Source organism: Tengunoibacter tsumagoiensis (assembly GCF_003967535.1).
Taxonomy (GTDB): Bacteria; Chloroflexota; Ktedonobacteria; order Ktedonobacterales; family Ktedonobacteraceae; genus Tengunoibacter; species Tengunoibacter tsumagoiensis.
This window is the reverse complement of sequence record NZ_BIFR01000002.1, coordinates 107,616-124,432: the sequence shown is the minus strand read 5'-3', so window position 1 is coordinate 124,432 and position 16,817 is coordinate 107,616. Positions and strand designations below refer to the sequence as shown.

Annotated in this window: 10 protein-coding genes; 4 read left to right on the top strand and 6 right to left on the bottom strand. The window is 48.0% G+C overall.

Annotation, left to right across the window (positions count from 1 at the left end):
* Positions 1-338: 338 nt before the first annotated feature.
* The 5 genes from EL628_RS21525 to EL628_RS21505 form a co-directional block, all read right to left on the bottom strand.
* Positions 339-1,220, bottom strand: coding sequence for an HNH endonuclease family protein (locus EL628_RS21525; protein WP_126582072.1), 882 nt, complete (start codon positions 1,218-1,220; stop codon positions 339-341).
* Positions 1,217-2,791: an AAA family ATPase gene (locus EL628_RS21520; RefSeq protein WP_126582071.1), complete on the bottom strand. Its 1,575-nt coding sequence runs from the start codon at positions 2,789-2,791 to the stop codon at positions 1,217-1,219. The genes EL628_RS21525 and EL628_RS21520 overlap by 4 nt, the downstream gene beginning before the upstream one ends.
* Before the next feature lie 16 nt (positions 2,792-2,807).
* Positions 2,808-4,172, bottom strand: coding sequence for a protein kinase domain-containing protein (locus EL628_RS21515; protein ID WP_126582070.1), 1,365 nt, complete (start codon positions 4,170-4,172; stop codon positions 2,808-2,810).
* 38 nt (positions 4,173-4,210) lie between these two features.
* A complete protein-coding gene (locus tag EL628_RS21510; RefSeq protein ID WP_174719973.1) occupies positions 4,211-6,304 on the bottom strand; it encodes a serine/threonine-protein kinase in 2,094 nt (697 codons plus the stop codon).
* Between the two features lie 390 nt (positions 6,305-6,694).
* Positions 6,695-7,330, bottom strand: a complete 636-nt coding sequence (locus EL628_RS21505) for a TMEM175 family protein (RefSeq protein ID WP_126582069.1) — start codon at positions 7,328-7,330, stop codon at positions 6,695-6,697.
* A 272-nt stretch (positions 7,331-7,602) separates the two neighbouring features.
* Between EL628_RS21505 and EL628_RS30865 the strand changes: the two genes are divergently transcribed.
* The 4 genes from EL628_RS30865 to EL628_RS21485 all read left to right on the top strand — a co-directional run bounded on the left by EL628_RS30865 (position 7,603) and on the right by EL628_RS21485 (position 14,922).
* Positions 7,603-10,254: a LuxR C-terminal-related transcriptional regulator gene (locus EL628_RS30865; protein WP_126582068.1), complete on the top strand. Its 2,652-nt coding sequence runs from the start codon at positions 7,603-7,605 to the stop codon at positions 10,252-10,254.
* A 482-nt stretch (positions 10,255-10,736) separates the two neighbouring features.
* Positions 10,737-11,447 carry a S1 family peptidase gene (locus EL628_RS21495; protein WP_126582067.1) on the top strand — a complete coding sequence of 237 codons (711 nt, stop codon included), beginning with the start codon at positions 10,737-10,739 and terminating at the stop codon, positions 11,445-11,447.
* 562 nt (positions 11,448-12,009) lie between these two features.
* Positions 12,010-13,647, top strand: a complete 1,638-nt coding sequence (locus EL628_RS21490; protein ID WP_218028977.1) for a glycosyltransferase family 2 protein — start codon at positions 12,010-12,012, stop codon at positions 13,645-13,647.
* Between the two features lie 3 nt (positions 13,648-13,650).
* Positions 13,651-14,922, top strand: a complete 1,272-nt coding sequence (locus EL628_RS21485; protein WP_126582065.1) for an acyltransferase family protein — start codon at positions 13,651-13,653, stop codon at positions 14,920-14,922.
* A 141-nt stretch (positions 14,923-15,063) separates the two neighbouring features.
* On the opposite strand, the gene EL628_RS21480 is transcribed toward EL628_RS21485, so the two are convergent.
* Positions 15,064-16,572: a glycoside hydrolase family 30 protein gene (locus EL628_RS21480; RefSeq protein WP_245994543.1), complete on the bottom strand. Its 1,509-nt coding sequence runs from the start codon at positions 16,570-16,572 to the stop codon at positions 15,064-15,066.
* Between the last annotated feature and the right edge of the window lie 245 nt (positions 16,573-16,817).

The following is a 16,817-nucleotide window of genomic DNA, read 5'->3' as shown; positions in this document are numbered from 1 at the left end:
TTTCTCAAACTTTGGATCGCATACTATTTCCTCTCCCCTCAGACATTTGTGGCTGCAGCAATGCAGCCATTTTTGCGTTCCCCACTGTCTTCTCACAACACTCCTGTATAGAAATGCACCATGTATATTCCTGTTCGCTCACTACAAATAGACCGAAAACCCTCTCTATTTACTACGCAATTATCAGATGTATATAAGCTCACAATTCTTATAAAAATAAAATATAAAGCATTCTTACTCCATGCTCACACTTAAAATGATAGAATGCATATTTCATTTTGTCAATCCATTATTACTGATAAGTACACTCACTGCTGCTGATCTATGTCTACATGAAATCATTCGCTCGCAGAGCTGCTGCAATGGAGCGTTTCATCCATTTCAAGAATGTCCTGTATCCATTGATGCTCGTCATCACTGTACATATACAAGATAGCCCGAGCAGCAGACGAGTATTCAGCCACTGGATCAATCATTTCTAGAAGGGTTTCACAGATCCGTTGAAAGCTTTTATAGGTTGCTTGTGTGGGTTCTATGGCGTAATACTGATACAATTCATCGCCAGCTACAATCAATTGCTGGATTCTGTCACAGATCTGAAATTTGCGTCGGTTTTTCAGGTGGACGCGATTAAAGTGATAGATCTCAATTGAACATCGTGCTCGTTGATACTCTTTTACGTTCTGCTCGGGGCTACGAGCTGGACAGGCCATGCCCATCATATCGAAGGTCAATAAGAGGGGATCTCTGCTGACGGTTGGATCGAGCAGCATGGGCTCTTCCTCATCGAGAGAACTCTCGGTACAGCAGCGTGTCTGTTCGTCACAGAGTGGAAAATGGCTGGTCTTCCCACCTTTGACTTTTGTGCTGGAATCAATGTTGATGCGATTACAATGCTCACAGGAATAGCGAAAATTGCGCCAGTCAAAGGCAAGCCACCAGTAGCCGCCATGATCAGGGGCTTCTTCCACTTCGTTCTTCGGTCGAAAATGATCAATATCGCCGGAAGAGGTGGCTGAGATAGAGGATTCACAGTACCAGCATTTGCCATGAGAGCAGGCGAGCAACTCGTCTTTTAGCTCCTTCCAGATACTATTGCTCCTTTTGATGAAATCCTTTCGCTCGCTACAGGAAAGGTCCCGAGCCTTGTTGAGCGCACGAGTTGCTTTCATCGACCAATCGGGTGGAAGGGTAATACTTTGCTGATTGATATATCTCACGCTCGAGGTTCCTTCTTCTCTCGGAGTTCGCGCAGGACCTGGCGCGTCAGGTCCTTCTGGCGCTGACGCTGCTCATCAGTTAGCTGTATGCTCTGTCTGATTGGTGGCTCCTCACGTCTGGTCATCTCGCGAACATAATGCTGATAGAGCGGATCATAGGTGGTAATGCTAAAATCAAGGTCCTGTAATTGTTGATTCAAGGCTGTAAGCTGCTGTCGTTCCTCCTGGCTCAACTTCTCTCCCGTTAGAGCTGCCTTCAACGCTAATTCGCGCCGCTGATCCACCAGTTGTTGAGTCGGAGGATCAAGTGTAGAGCGTAGCCCAAAGAGGTCGCTGGTAAGAATGGACGCAACACCCATGCCGCGTGGATTCTCCATGGGCTCACTGGCTTCAATCCTCTGCGTTGTAGGATTCCGGCTCATAATCCGTACCTGTGAGCGATCCAGGCTCGAGATAAAGAGAGGATTATGCGTGGACATGAGAAGCTGGCTACTATGATGTGGGCCAACCATCTGCTCAATGAGATCAAGATATTGAATGCTCCAGACTGGATTGAGATGTGTATCCGGCTCATCCAGCAAGAAGAGCGTCTCCTCGTCTCGCGTAAAACGCAAGAGGCCAAGCACCATCAAAAGCTGCTGCTCCCCTTCACTCAGACTCCGTGAAGCGACCGAACCATCAGCATTACGGACCCGCACATGGACGCTCACTTCGACCAGCATACCTGACATCTCGATGCAGGTGAGGGCATGAAAAAACGCTTGTGGGCTCTGATAAAAGCTATAAAAACGCTGCAAACGCTGCTGATTTTGTAGCTCAAGGGAAAGGCAATCACGCCTTATGACGGTTCGATGATCCAGCCGAATCTTCACTTTTTTCTGTACCGGTTCTTCAGCGGCATCATACAAATAACTGAGTGCCTTCTGTACTGCACCACGAGCATTCCAGAAACGCCTATCGCCTTCCTGACTTTTCCAACTGGGCTCTGCAATCAGAAATGATACCGATTCTAACTCTAGAATGCCGAGATGGCGCTCTAGAAAATCAATACATTGTTGATCCTGCTCAATAAAGAAGGAGAGGAGAGAGAACTGTCGATATGCGGCCTGGGCATAAATAAGCGGATGGCTGGGATGCTCAAGTCCCCGCACGATCTCGCCATAGAAGCGCTCATGATGCTTATCGAAGAGATTCAACATATGATCGTTCAGGCCAGAGTAATAGCCAAACACGTAGCGTGGAAGATAACGTGGCTCGCTTGCAAGATAAAACCGCTTATAGGTTATGGGCTGTCCATCAACAGTGATATGTATCCTATATAACCTGGCCTCATTCGGGTCAGCTACAATCTGGATGTAAGATCCCTGACAATAATAGGCCAATGAGTACTTAAATGGAGGCTGTTCCCCAAGGTCCAGATTGCGGAAAATAAAGATAAGTGCCTCAAGGAGCGTCGATTTTCCAGCCCCATTCTGTCCAATCAGAACCATTGTCTGCGATTTTTGCCGAAAGTCGATGGTGAAATTATGTAAATTTTTATAATGGGCGATGGTCAACTGTTCTAACTGCATCTATTTTCTCTACATTTCATATTTTCCATACATCCGAAAGAGCTTGATACATTTCTCCTGCCGTCTGATAACGTTCACTCTCTCTGGTTGCCAGCGAACGATCAAGTACTTCGGCTACACCTGAGGGAATGTAGGGAAAGCGTTTGCGGATAGGCACGCTCTCCTCTTGTAGAATGGCTATGAGTGGATCTTGTCCCGGCTGATGATTGCGTGGATAGGCTCCAGTCAGGAGAAAGTAGCAGGTAGCCCCCATAGCCCAGACATCGCTGACAGGCTTGACGCGTTTGAAATTGATCACTTGCTCGCGTGGCATAAACGGAAAAGAGCCCGCAAAGCCGCCTGTAACGGTCATCCCACTAAAGCCCGCCTGCACAAAACTCTTGGCAAGTCCCAGGTCAGAGAGTTTGGCAATGCATTGTCCTTCTTGACCGGAAAGCAGGATATTATGAGGCTTGAGATCGCGATGGATAAAGCCCCGCTCATGGATGAAGGTCAATCCCATCAGCGTTTGGAGCAGAAGTGGCATAGCCTCGTCAATGGGGATGCGGCCACCGCGCCGTTTCATGAGATCAGCCATACTGCCGCCTGTACAGTATTCTAGCAAAAAATAGAAGAGATCCCCTTCAGCTCCACTCCCCAGAAACTGTACAATATGTGGATGCTCTAATGCACTGGTCAGAGAAATTTCACGAAAAAATTGTCGACGTGCCTTCTCATGCACGCGCACTTTAGAGAGCATTACTTTCACAGCCACCTGCTCACGTGTAGACTTATGGAGTGCCAGGTAGACCGCTCCCATTCCTCCTGCCCCAAGTTGCCTCCCCATTTCATACTGTAGCAGGCGATGTCCTTGTTGATTCTGTTGCGATAAAGGAGGCAGCAGTGTCAACAAAAAAGGCAGGGGATCTTGCTCAGTTGGTTGGCGACATTGTTCACAAAGGGTATCAGCAGAGCTGGCCGGGGCCGGGCCTTTCTTTCCACAGCGCTGACAACGTACTTCCTGTACTTCCTGGGCAGGAAGCGTCGCCGTCTCCACAGTGATCTTGAAGACGGTCTGGCCTACTTTGATACTATCCCCATCATGGAGATCGACCTGAGGATACTGCCTTCTGGCACCTTCTGTAGGTGTCTCATGCTTTTCTCGCCCCCCATACTTCTGTCCATTCACATAAGTTCCATACAAGCTGCCAAGGTCGCGAATCCGCGCATCAGGCGGATTGACCTCCAGAAGAAAATGATGGCGCGAAAGCGTTTTATCATCAGGAAGACAGATATGACAATCGGCACGACGTCCAAACAGCAAGGTATCATGTTCATCAAACACAAAGAGCTTGCCCATATCTGGCCCCTGGGTTATCGTCAACGTCAGTCTGGCTGGCATAGAGTCTACAGGCTCCTTCTCTTCTATTGAAAGCTCGATCAGGATTGAAGGCGAGCGGCCAGTGCAAGAGCGGCCATGGCCTCCCCTCTTCGTCCAAGCTGCATGAGCACGCTCCCTTTGTTCATATACGTCAGGGCATCCTTAGGATTAAGACAGCTCGCCTGCTCAAGGGCAACCAGTGCCTCGTCCAATCGTCCTAGCTTTGCCAGTGTCGCGCCTTTATTGGTCCAGGCCCTGGCATGGTCGGGACTCAAGCGGAGAGTTTGCTCATAAGCGCTGAGTGCTTCTTTGAGCTGTCCCAATTCTAAAAGAACATTCCCACGATTAAAGTGGGCAGGAACAGAGGTGGGATCAAGGCGAATGGTCTGTTCGAAGGCAGTCAGGGCCTCTTTGAAACGTCCCGATGCAGCCAATGCAAGACCTTTCTGATAATATGCAAGCGCCAATTTTGGATTAAGGCGAATAGCCTGTTCAAGGGAGATCAGCGCCTCTGCCAACCGCCCGAACTCTCTTAGCAGACTCCCTCGCATATAGTGAGCATCCGCAGTAGTAAAATCAAGCTTGATGGCCTTCTCAACAGCACTCAGCGCTTCTGCTGGTTTTCCTGACGCTCTGAGAACAAGACCTTTGCGAAGATAGATAGGAGCAAATGTAGTAAAATTGGCATCCAGACGAATCGCTTGCTCAAAAGAAGAGAGGGCTTCTTGTAGGCGTCCAAGCTGTTCAAGCACAATTCCTCGATTATAGTAAGCAGAACCATAGGTGGGGCCAAGACGAATCGCTTGCTCAAAGGAAAGCAGTGCCTCTTCTGATCTTCCAAGCTGTCCAAGTACATTTCCCTGGTGATTATACGCTTCGACATCATCAGGCTTCAGACGGATCGCCTCCCTATACGCATCCAGCGCACCTTCTAGCTGCCCAAGCTCTTGAAGGGCTCCTCCAAGATTATAGTAAGCATCAGCAGAATTGGGATCAAGGCGAATGGCCTTCTCATAAAAAATTCTTGCCTCTTCTGGCCGTCCCAACTGAAGCAGCGAATAGCCCTGATTAATGAGAGAAGAGACTTGAACTGCAGCTGGCTCGGGCCTGATACGCGAGTAAGATCGTCCCAGGGTACGAGCATAGATCAATTGCAGTTCCTTTGCTACCTCCAGCATCGTTGCAGGACGGTCATCTGGTAGAGGTTGAAAACACTTCTGAAGCAGATTGATAACATCATCAGGCAGCTTTGGAATGGCAGGGTCCAGCCCTTCATAGTCCGACAACACTTCCTGTGCAGCGATCCCTATTGTCCACGTCACCTCCCCTGTAAACATTTCGAGCACAGACAGCCCCCAACTCCAGATATCTGTCTTGCGGCTAAGAGCCTGCCCTGCCGCTTGCTCTGGAGAGCAATAAGCCAGAGTCATGCCTCCCGAACTGACCAGAATGCTCTGCCCACTCTTACCATCCGATACCTGTTGCTCTTCACCTGCTATGATCCTTGCCTTTGCCAATCCAAAATCTGTCACTTTGGCGAGCCCTTCCGGTGTCAACATCACATTGGCCGGTTTGATGTCTTGATGCACCAGCCCCTGTTCATGAGCAAAGTGCAGACCCCAGGCAAACTGGATGGAGATATCCAGTATGCGCTCCAGAACCTGATCTGGCCCACCTGCATACAATCGCCTCTGGCGAATCCAATCGGCAAGGCTCCCACCCTCAACATATTCGGCAAAGACACGTGGGATACCACCCAGCATATGCACAGCATAACAGCGGACAAGGTGAGGATATGCACTCAGATTCACCCACGTCTCTGCTTCATGAATAAAGTTCTCTTTGCCTCCACGCCTGGAAAAAATCTCTGGCCGGGGACTCTTCACCGCCATAACCATACGCCAGGGCCGATGGTAGACTTTGTAGACGATGCCCATGCCACCTTCGCCCACTATGCCAGTCACCTCGTACTCACTCAGGATAATATCACCAATCTTCCAGATGGCAGGCCCAGTATCTCTAACGTTCATTGAACGGATCTTCGAAAGATTTGAAGCGGTTGGTGGTGCTGCTGTAGCCTGTGCTGGCAACTTAGCTTGCCTGGTAGTTTTAAGGCCGAAGAGAGATCGTATCCAGCTATTGTTATTCTTCATGCTTTTCCTCCCGAAAGGCGTGGCCTGAAGTCCGATGATGCAGTCGCTAAATAGCCGTAAGTCCCAGGCTCAATATAAATAGCCATAAGTCCCAGGCTCAATAGTAGAAGAAGCCCGGCTCTGGTGAAAAATTTTTAAGGCTGGCTCCCTATCACTAATCCCCTCTTTTACGGAAAGGATCTCGTAACTCTATTTTCTCCTATTATATCTTATTGCCAGGGTAACTGTATAATTACCTGTGCTTCTAGCCGTTTTGGCCATAGTATGGCCAGATGACTTTCCGTCACTATAAAAGAAGAAGTATGCTCTAAGTCAAAAGAGAAGTCTTTATTCTGAACTGATGAAGCCTTTCACGTATACATTGAAAATAGGCTTGCATATGCTTGCAGCCTATGCCCTGGGCTCAAAGTTGGTGATGGCCCAGAACAGCCAGAGGATAGAACAGATACCCATGCTTACAGCAGGATTCCAGAAAGCAAAAAGCAGAGCGAGCAGATAACAGGGAACGCCCAATAAATAATTGCGGCTACGTGTCCTGATCAATGCTGGCGGAACATGTGCTTTAAGAAGACGGTGCCGACTTACAGCTCGCCACCAGAGCAGATTATAGGCAAGATTAATAATCGTAAAGAGACCTGCATAGATGGCACAGGCCACCCCGGCTACTGGGGTAGTGAGATAGATTGCAATTAATTGTGTTGGAAATGGCACGAAAGTGACCAGTAAGAGCAGAAAACCATTGGCAAGTAGAAAAAGCATGTCAGACTTATAAATAAGCTTGAACATGTTGTGATGGCTAATCCACATAATCAGTATCGTAGCGAAACTGATAAAGAATGCAAGATAGGAAGGCCAGCGCAATACTAGTAATCGCACAAGGTGCTCGGATGTATAAGGATTGTCCAGAATCGGAACCTGTACATTAAAAATCAGAAGGGTAATCGCCACCGCAAATACACCATCACTAAATGCTTCAATCCTGCCTGTTTCTTTCTCATCGCTTCCTTCATGCCGCTCTTCGATCATATATTAACCTCATCATGTCACTACCTTCAGTATACATCTATTGGTAATACATCTATTGGTACGCATAATCACATTTGAGGTTGCAGGTGTTGGCTAACATTAATTAATATCTTCAGACAGCATCATATACACTACATATAACCGTCATTAAATAGTATCAAAAAGCAGACAGAAAAGATATCGAGGATATCTGTGATCTCAGCTACTGTAGAAAAACGCTTGATGTCGTATACTGGGAGGAGATAATCACAAACACTATCAGGATAATAAAGATGCACCATTTTACAGTGACCCCGACCCCATTTCTTGGCCGCTTGCAAGAAATGAACGAGATGAGCGAGCTGCTAGATGATCCAGTTTGCAGGCTTGTGACGCTTGTTGGGCCAGGGGGAATCGGCAAAACACGGCTGGCCCAGGAAGTTGCTTTACAGCAACGTGCATCATTCCCTGATGGGATCTTTTTTGTACCACTTGCTTCCTTAAATCATGCCGATGAGATATTGCCCGCCATTGTCGAAACTACCCCATTTCAATTTGCGCAGGATACCCGCAGTCCACGCGAGCAGTTTCTGACCTATCTTCGCGAAAAGCAGGCTCAACGTATCTTACTGGTGCTGGATAACTTTGAGCACCTTCTGGATGGAGTGGGGCTTCTTTCTGATATGTTAGCAGTTACCACTGGACTAAAGATCCTCGCCACCTCTCGCGAATCCCTCAATATTCAGGAAGAATGGGTTCGACAGGTCTCTGGTCTTACCTATCCCGAACATGCGGATGACCAGCGGATTGAAGAATATAGTGCAGTACAGTTATTTCTGGATCGAGCCCATCGGATTCACGGGAAGTTTGAGCTAGCCACAGATAAAAAAGGTGTGCTGGAGATCTGCCGGTTGGTAGAAGGGATGCCTCTGGCCATTGAACTGGCCGCAGGCTGGCTAAAGACACTTCAGCCATCCGCTATTGCCTGGGAGATTCAACATAATCTAGATATTCTGGCAACTCGTTCGCGCAACCTGTCGGAAAGACATCACAATATCCGCCTGGTCTTCAGTCACTCCTGGCAGCTCCTGAGCGAAGACGAACGTGATGTCTTCCGTAAGGTATCGATCTTTCGTGGTGAATTTAGTCGCGAGGCAGCGCAAGCTATCACGAGAGCATCACTACACACACTGGCTGGATTGATCGACCAATCAATGCTGCGTTTGAATGCTGCGGGACACTACGACATTCATGAACTGCTACGACAATATGGTGCCGAACAACTGGATGAGATTGGTCAGACAGAGGCAGTGCAGAGAGCATATATCGATTACTATCTCGGGCTACTCTCACAGCTTGAGCAGAATATCAAAACGCACCAGCAGATCCAGGCCCTGGACACCATTGCAGCAAATTTTGAGAATATACGTCACGCCTGGCAACTGGCTATTCAGCAGAGACAGTTTGTAGCACTTTCCCAGGCAGTAGAGAGTTTGCACCTGTTCGCCGATATGCGTGGGCGGTATCACGAAATCGTAGCCTTACTCCAGGCAGCAATTGAGCAGTTTCCCACATCCCCCACTCAGGAACAGCTCGCCATAGTATGTCGCATTCAGGCGCGGCTGGCGCGGCTGATTTTGCTGGGAAGCCTGCGCATCGAATACGATCTGCGAGCAGAGATTGAAACCTGCCTGACCGTATCACGTACACAACAGAACCAGGAAGAGGTGGGATTCTGCCTGTTCGTATCGGGTCTTCTCGCCATCTGGGAGGCAAAGGGCGAACGTCCCCATACCCCGACCAGAGCTGCCATGCTCTTTCAGGAATGCCTGGCTATCTTTGAGTCCCTGGGAGATCGTTTTTACCAGGCAGACGTCCTGGCCTGGCTGGCCTGTGAAGCGCCCATCAGCGAAGAGCACCATTCAGATCAAGCAATGCTTCAGCAAAGCCTGGACCTGCGACGCGAGATTGGAGATAGCAACGGCCTCGCCTGGATCACCCTCAACCTATCGAACGTTGCACTTGAGCAGCAAGATTATGAAGTCTACGAGCGTTATACACAAGAAGCGCTTGCATTAATGTACAAAATTGGCAGCATCAAAGGCATCCTTGTCGCTCTATTCAATCTGAGTATGGCAACGCTCTTAAAAGGCGAACTGCAAAAAGCTCTAACACTGGCCGAACGTATGCACAACCTCGCCAATGAAACAAACAACCTCGATGGCGTCACATCCTCAGCAGATATCCTGGCCTTTCTGCTCTGCGTGAAAAATGAAGCCTATGCAGAAGGTGCAAGGCTGGCCAGAACCGGCCAGGCCATGTCACTGGAACCATTCTTTGGCAGTGACGACGAAACTGGCACACCACGTTGGGGCTGGGGACAGGCAATCGCCGACTGTGGGCTGGCAGACTATCAGTCGGCCAGACAAAGGTCTATTGCACTCTGTCATGAACGACCCGACGATCCCGCTGCGGCGACAGTCTGCCTGGCGATAGAAGCTCTGGCTTTAGCGAATGAGGGCAGACTGGTGATGGCTATCGAGCTACTGGGACTGGCCTTCCAACAACCAGCCTGGATCAGTGGATGGCTCCATCACTGGCCAAAAATCTCACGTCTACGTGTAGATCTAACCAACCAGCTTGGCGAAGAGGCCTATCAGATCGCCTGGGAATGTGGGAGTACACAGGACCTGAGAAACACAATCAGACTCATCCTGGGCAAAGAAGCACACACACCACACACCACATTACTTGAACCATTGAGCGAGCGAGAGCTAGAAGTGCTACGCTTAATTGCCCGAGGACTTTCCAACCGTGAGATCGCTCAACGGCTTGTTCTAAGCACAGGAACCGTCAAAGTTCATACACGTAACATCTACGGCAAATTGGGCGTGGGCAGCCGCACACAGGCCCTGGCCCAGGCGGCCCGCTTCAAAATCCTGTAGATCTCTCCCTTTCCACAAGATACCACCATCCACAGAAGAGAATACCACTTTTGGGAGATCACACTACCCCCGCTTATCAGCTACTCTTATGGCATAAGCAAACGAGGCCAGCGAGATAAACAATCACGCTGGCTCAAACCCATAGCGACCAGAAGAAGGGATTTTCGTATGTGGCCATCTTCTTACACAGGCTTAAAAATCATCCATGATCAGAGAATCGAGGAAGCCCTGGAACACCATCGCCTCACTGAAGTGCACAAACGACAGAAGCGATCTCTAATCCAGATCTTCAGGACCTTTATAACTCGCATCTCACGCTTCACCGATTAACCTGACAATATTCACCATCTGCCACTCAAGTCTTTTGCACGTCCGGAGCAAACGCCCTCTCCACCTGATGAAAAACATTTCTACCTGAATTGAAATAAAATGCATTATAATTTATAATAATCAAGAGAGATGCAAAGAAAGGAATCGATTAAATGATTATCCGACATGATCGCTCTGAACGAGATTCGCTGGTCGATGAAACGCAATGGCCAGCCATCACCAGTTTCTTTCGTGGGCATGGAGGAGCAACACTCATTGCCCCGAAATGGTTACTTACAGCAGCGCATGTTGTCCAGGTGATCCCACCAGACAGACCCATCAGTATTGGGTTAGCTGGAAAACGCTATCCTATTGCACGCATCATTATTCATCCAGACTACGACCCTGAATGGCTGTCAGGAGATGAAGACGACGAGCACAATATAGTGGATCTAGCCCTTGTTGAGTTAGAAACTGCAGTAGAAAATATCGCTCCATTTGGGCTCTATGAGGATTCAGATGAGCAGGGGCAAGAGGTCCTGTTATTAGGATCTGGAGAATCTGGAAACGGATTACGAGGAGCACGGAGCACCGATAGATCCCTGCGTAAAGCGACCAACATTATCGATGAGGCTGATGCTTACTGGCTAAAATTTCGTTTTGATGAGCCTCCAGACGGTACATTCCTGGAAGGAGTAGCTGGACGAGGCGACAGCGGTGGACCAGCATTTATTAAAAAACAAGGGCATTTCCTCCTGGCAGGGATAAGCTCCTGGCAAAAGACCGGGCACAGACCCATAGGTCTTTATGGGTGCGTCGAACACTACACGCGCATCTCACGCTTCATTACATGGATACAATCGACCTGTAATCTTCCACACTAAGCGAGCCCTGAGACAAGGCTACCTTCTAAAATATACTTCTGATTAGAGCGGCTGAAGTGCCGCTCTTTCTAATAATCATAGAATAGACTACTTTATAAGATCACACTAGAGGAATTTATACGAGTAAGGTGGGGAAAATGGCAAGAGATAGTACACGATAATGGCTACTCTTATTGACAAAAATGGAAAAGGAATTATACTCTCATTAAGGGCTATTAATTAATAATATATAGTACCCTACACCTTAATGCGCTGCCTTCGGGCACTATGTAGCTCCTCCCTATGCCTGAAGGCAGGGGTAGCTACAAATGATGAAAAGATGAAATCCTGAACCTGAGGTTCAGAGAGTTTCTCTTGATAGATGATTCTTTTCAGCCTACGACCTATTTAAACTGCCAATAAAATTTATGCACGATGCTGCTGCATATATACTCTTCTGACAATGAAGCCACCTTCCACTTTCGAGCTGAAGAGATTTTCACTTTATCTGTACTTTTTAGCATACAACAACATATGCTATAGAGAAGATGGTTGTATAAGCATGCCTAACGGAAGACAGTTTATGAGGCCACCCCTCTTAAACAGCTCGCAACAAGAGAAAACGCAGGCCAACCCCATTCAGCAGCAAGATGCAGTAGCCAGAACACAGGGAGTGGAGACCCACCCCATAGAGGTGTCACAACAGCCAACGGCTGCAAATCCAAGAATACCGTATTATGCTCCGCCGGTTGGCTATATCAAATTTCAGAATAATGCACTAAGGCAAAATCAGACTATCGCTCCAGGAATTGAAATGGTGCGTGCCTCAACGCCTCTCATCAAGCAGGTCGAGGCTACAGCGCCCGAGAAGGCAAAAAAACCATCGCCAATCATCAATCTTCTGAGGGCGGCACTGCCACCTATTCTGGCATTTGCAATTCCTTTTGCCATCTATTACACGCTTGCATTATATGGCATTGATATCTCACATATTATGTATTTTATCGTGATGCTCTCGCTTCTGGGAACCGCCTACCTCATTGGAGTAGAGGCACTGGTTGCACTCCGGATCGATAATCCTCCCTTAGAGCCTGTGATGGCTTATCCACCTGCAAGCGCTATCATTGCTGCATACCTTCCGAATGAGGCCGCAACTATTGTAGAGACGGTTAATGTAATCTTAAATACGATTCATTATCCTGCGCCATTTCAGCTTATTCTGGCGTATAATACCCCGCGCGATATGCCTGTTGAATACGAGCTCCAGGCCATTGCGCAAAGAGACTCCCGGCTCCATCTTCTCCGCGTGCAGAATAGTACATCTAAAGCTCAGAATGTGAATCGAGCCCTCGATGATGTGACGGGAGATTTTGTCGGAGTATTTGACGCGGACCATCATCCCGCACCCAATTCTTTTACACGAGCCTGGCGCTGGTTGACACAAGGATACGATGTCGTACAGGGACATTGTGTCATTCGCAATGGTGAGAGTTCCTGGGTTGCAAGATTGGTTGCCGTCGATTTCGAAGTTATCTATGCATTGGGGCATCCGGGGCGAACGCGCATGCATGGCTTTGGGGTCTTTGGTGGATCGAATGGCTATTGGCGAACAGGATTGTTGCGCCAGACGGGTATGCGACACTCTATGTTAACGGAAGATATCGACTCATCGTTGCGTGTTGTACAGCAGGGATATAAGATCGCATATGATCCAATGATTATCTCTCGCGAGCTGGCACCAGAGACGCTGGGAGCCTTATGGAATCAGCGAATGCGCTGGGCTCAGGGCTGGTTCCAGGTCTCATTGAAGCACTTTATCCCGGCCTTGCGCTCACCATACCTTTCGATCAAACAGAAGTTAGGCATGATCCATCTGCTCTTCTGGCGCGAGCTCTACATGTGGCTATCCATCCAGATTATTCCAATTCTGACCTTTCAGGCCCTGCATGGCACGATTGAGTGGTTCTATCCTCCATTTCTGTTCAGCAGTTTTATTACCTTATGTGTAGGACCGGTCCAGATACTACTGGCCTATATTGCAGCCGCGCCCGACATCAAACAACATCGAAGCTGGTTTATATCCTATGGACTCTATTCTCTTCTTTTCTTTACTGCCTGGAAAAATCATATTTCACGTGTAGCACATCTTAAAGAGGCATTCGGTGAGCGCGAGTGGAAAGTGACTCCACGCACATCCGCACCACAAGCGAAAGGGAACTAACTCATGACGAATGCCACTGACGCTTTTCCCGCAATTCGATCCATCACGGCTAAAGTTACTGCCGCTCGCATGATCGCAGTAAACACAATGCGCCACAGAGCAATCGAGCCAGATGATCCCACCAGGAAGCTCGAGTTTTATCGAACGCTGGTGACAATAGTTATGATCTGTGGCTACTGCTATTATCAAGCAACATTCATTAATCATCATTTGCTATTCAACAATCACATAGAAACAGCACTCTTCAGCATTCAGAATAGTATAGCGCTGTTTTTTGTCCTGGATGGGGCCATCTCTTTCCTCCCTTTTGCACGTGCGATTTTACAGCGACAAAGACATTATTCAACACGAACATTTCTGACCCGCCGCATCATTCGTCTGCTGCCAGTCTATTATATTGCCGTAATCATTGTCTGGATTACTCATTTACGCGGCAACGGCGCGTCTTATCAGTGGCTGGACCTTCTTGAGCACTTAACGTTTATTCAGATCTTTGATGCAAAGGATATCTATCAGACCATCGGGCCAGCCTGGGTGATCTCGGTAGAGGTCTGGTTATCTATCATGCTCGCTTGCTTTGTATCGCTCATCCATCTTCTATGTAAAGCCCCACATCAGCGGGCAGTCCGCATTATCGCCATGCTTAGCGTAAGTTGTCTCTGCATCGCTCTCGGGCTACTCTATAAAGTCTGGTTGGTGGGAACTGCCTATACGCCAATCACAAATCCTGTTCTGTTTTATAGCTTTCCATGGCTTGATAGCTTTGGCCTGGGATTATTGCTCGCCATTGTGATCGCTGTCGCAGAAGGAGGAAAAAGACATCTCTTGCTAGGATTTATCTCACTCATTACAGCGATTGGCTTAGCTGGTAGTACCTATTATTTAAGTGAATATTCGGTCACGGGAGCGATTGAAAATCTCCTCTTTAATCAGAGTATGTGGGGAGTCATTGCGCTATTCCTCTGTTTCATCGTCGTTGGCTGGGCCAATCTGTCACGGTTCCCAAGACGCAAGACGCACGTAAGCAGGATCATTGAATATATAGGAGCCATCTCCTATGGTCTGTTCATGTGGTATGAGCCATTGTTTAGCTGGCTAGGGCACTATTTTGTTGCATCTTCGCCAGTTGTGTTCGCAGTAGGATTGTTGGCGTTTATACTGATGCTCATACTGGTTGCCTCAGTAAGTTACTGGATTGTTGAATATCCGGTTAGCTTCTTAAGCCATATTTTCTCACACGAAGGGCGGCTCTCTCCAAGATACATTGAAGCTTAACGGTACAATCCCCATAATGGTTGCCTTTTAGTGGAAACACTATCCAAGTCGTTCGCTGAATATGCAGTCAGGCAGCATCGCTACACTTGCTCTTTTTGAGAGCTCATTGATCTGTGTAGAGATGCTGCCTGAACACTTTTCTTAATTGGCGGGCCAGGTAAGGGTGGCCAGACCATTGGAGGGGAGATCATAGGTAAACGTCTCTCCTCGCCAGTTGAGGGCGAAGGTTTGTGAGGCTGAGCTATCGTTATAAACAACCACAGCGATAGAATTATCAGGGTTTTCAAACGCTGCACTTCTCACATGACCATTGCCCTGATCAGTTGAATCGATGCGATATGCTTGCGGCTTCACGAACTTACTGAATTGACCAAGGATATAATACGCCAGAGAATAAGTGACGGCACCAGTATTAGGATCAACATAGACATCCGCGCCACATTGATTACAGAGGCCCGGGCCAAATTTTGTATTTGAGACAAGCGTCCATTGAATATAAGACTCAGACCAATTATCCAGAATATCAAGAATGCGGTTTGCAGCCTCAGGCATATAGGCATTCCAATCGTTATCAAACGTTGGAGGCGAATCTTCCGTAAAGAAAGTTTTCTTGTTTGGAAACATATTGTGAACAGTCGTCTGAGCACTGACATCCCCTGCATATTTGTGCCAGGAGGTACCTTCTACAAATGGCGCAGCGGAGCTCGCCAGCACCTGTTCGGCATATTCGGGATGATCCCAGTTGTGATCATAGATAAGAATTTGCGTATTGAGATTCTGCTGAGCCAGAGTTGGTCCGAGGGCAGTGGTAATAAAATTGCTCTGTTGGGCGGCTGTCATATTATCGCCAAAATTTGCATAGCTATAGAGCGGCTCATTCTGTGGGATAATGCCCCAGATCGGAATTGAGGGCGTTTGTGACTTATAGGCCTGAATAAATTTCGCCAGATATTGAGCGTATAGCTGATAGTATGCGGGATTAAGCGTACTGTACCCATCGATAGTAGCCCGCATCCAATGTGGAATACACCAGGGAGCTGCAATAATCTGCAACTGAGGATTATAGGACATCGCCTGCTGAAGAAGTTCAATCATATGGAGGGAAACATCAGTCTGGATTGAGAAATGAGAGAGGGAGGCATCATCTGGCCGTCCGCCATTATCGTCATAGGAACAGGTCTGACCAGGAGCCCCTTGATCTGAAATACCGACTGATTGACGTAATAGATTAATCCCAATGCCATTAGTTGGATCAAAGAATTGCTGCATCACTGCATCGCGCTGCTGCTGATTCAGTCCATGCTCGAGCTCCCATGCACTAGAGCTTGTCAGAGATGCACCAAAACCAAGGATCTGTTGGTACCTCTTCTGATCATTGATCTCGATAAATGTCTGTGGGGGGAATTTACTGGCATCACTAAATTTGCCCGCAGGTTGGGAAGACAAACGATTTTGTTGATCGGTGGTCGTCAATGTAATAGCCACATTTGGATAGACAACCTGGGCAGTTGGAGTCCCCCGCAATTGGAATGAAGGGGAATTGGAGGCTAACACAGCTGGCGGGGGCGGTGTATTCAAAGTAAATATATATATAATTATCAATACAAAGATGACAGGTGGAACAGTCACGCTGATAAACCGTTTGAACATGTTGGGCACAATATTCTCCTCAGAGTAAGCTTCTAGAAGATTTAGAAGAAGCTGCCGCTGGGTCTTCAGCTCAGCGGTAGATCACAGCAAAAAACTGTAAAGGTCTTTCTACCATTTCGTGGAGTTATTGTACCTAGATTCATCTCCGAAGTCAAACACCCCCCCCTTTCTGGCAGGGCTTTGTCATTCTCGCCGCAGAGGCCATGGCTTCTGCGGCGAGAATGACAAAGCCCTTCTGGTGAACT

Coding starts and splice junctions, on each gene's coding strand:
- EL628_RS21505 (WP_126582069.1), bottom strand. CDS start 7,330: ATGATCGAAGAGCGGCATGAAGGAAGCGATGAGAAAGAAACAGGCAGG.
- EL628_RS21495 (WP_126582067.1), top strand. CDS start 10,737: ATGATTATCCGACATGATCGCTCTGAACGAGATTCGCTGGTCGATGAA.
- EL628_RS30865 (WP_126582068.1), top strand. CDS start 7,603: ATGCACCATTTTACAGTGACCCCGACCCCATTTCTTGGCCGCTTGCAA.
- EL628_RS21510 (WP_174719973.1), bottom strand. CDS start 6,304: ATGAAGAATAACAATAGCTGGATACGATCTCTCTTCGGCCTTAAAACT.
- EL628_RS21515 (WP_126582070.1), bottom strand. CDS start 4,172: ATGCCAGCCAGACTGACGTTGACGATAACCCAGGGGCCAGATATGGGC.
- EL628_RS21490 (WP_218028977.1), top strand. CDS start 12,010: ATGAGGCCACCCCTCTTAAACAGCTCGCAACAAGAGAAAACGCAGGCC.
- EL628_RS21520 (WP_126582071.1), bottom strand. CDS start 2,791: ATGCAGTTAGAACAGTTGACCATCGCCCATTATAAAAATTTACATAAT.
- EL628_RS21480 (WP_245994543.1), bottom strand. CDS start 16,572: ATGTTCAAACGGTTTATCAGCGTGACTGTTCCACCTGTCATCTTTGTA.
- EL628_RS21485 (WP_126582065.1), top strand. CDS start 13,651: ATGACGAATGCCACTGACGCTTTTCCCGCAATTCGATCCATCACGGCT.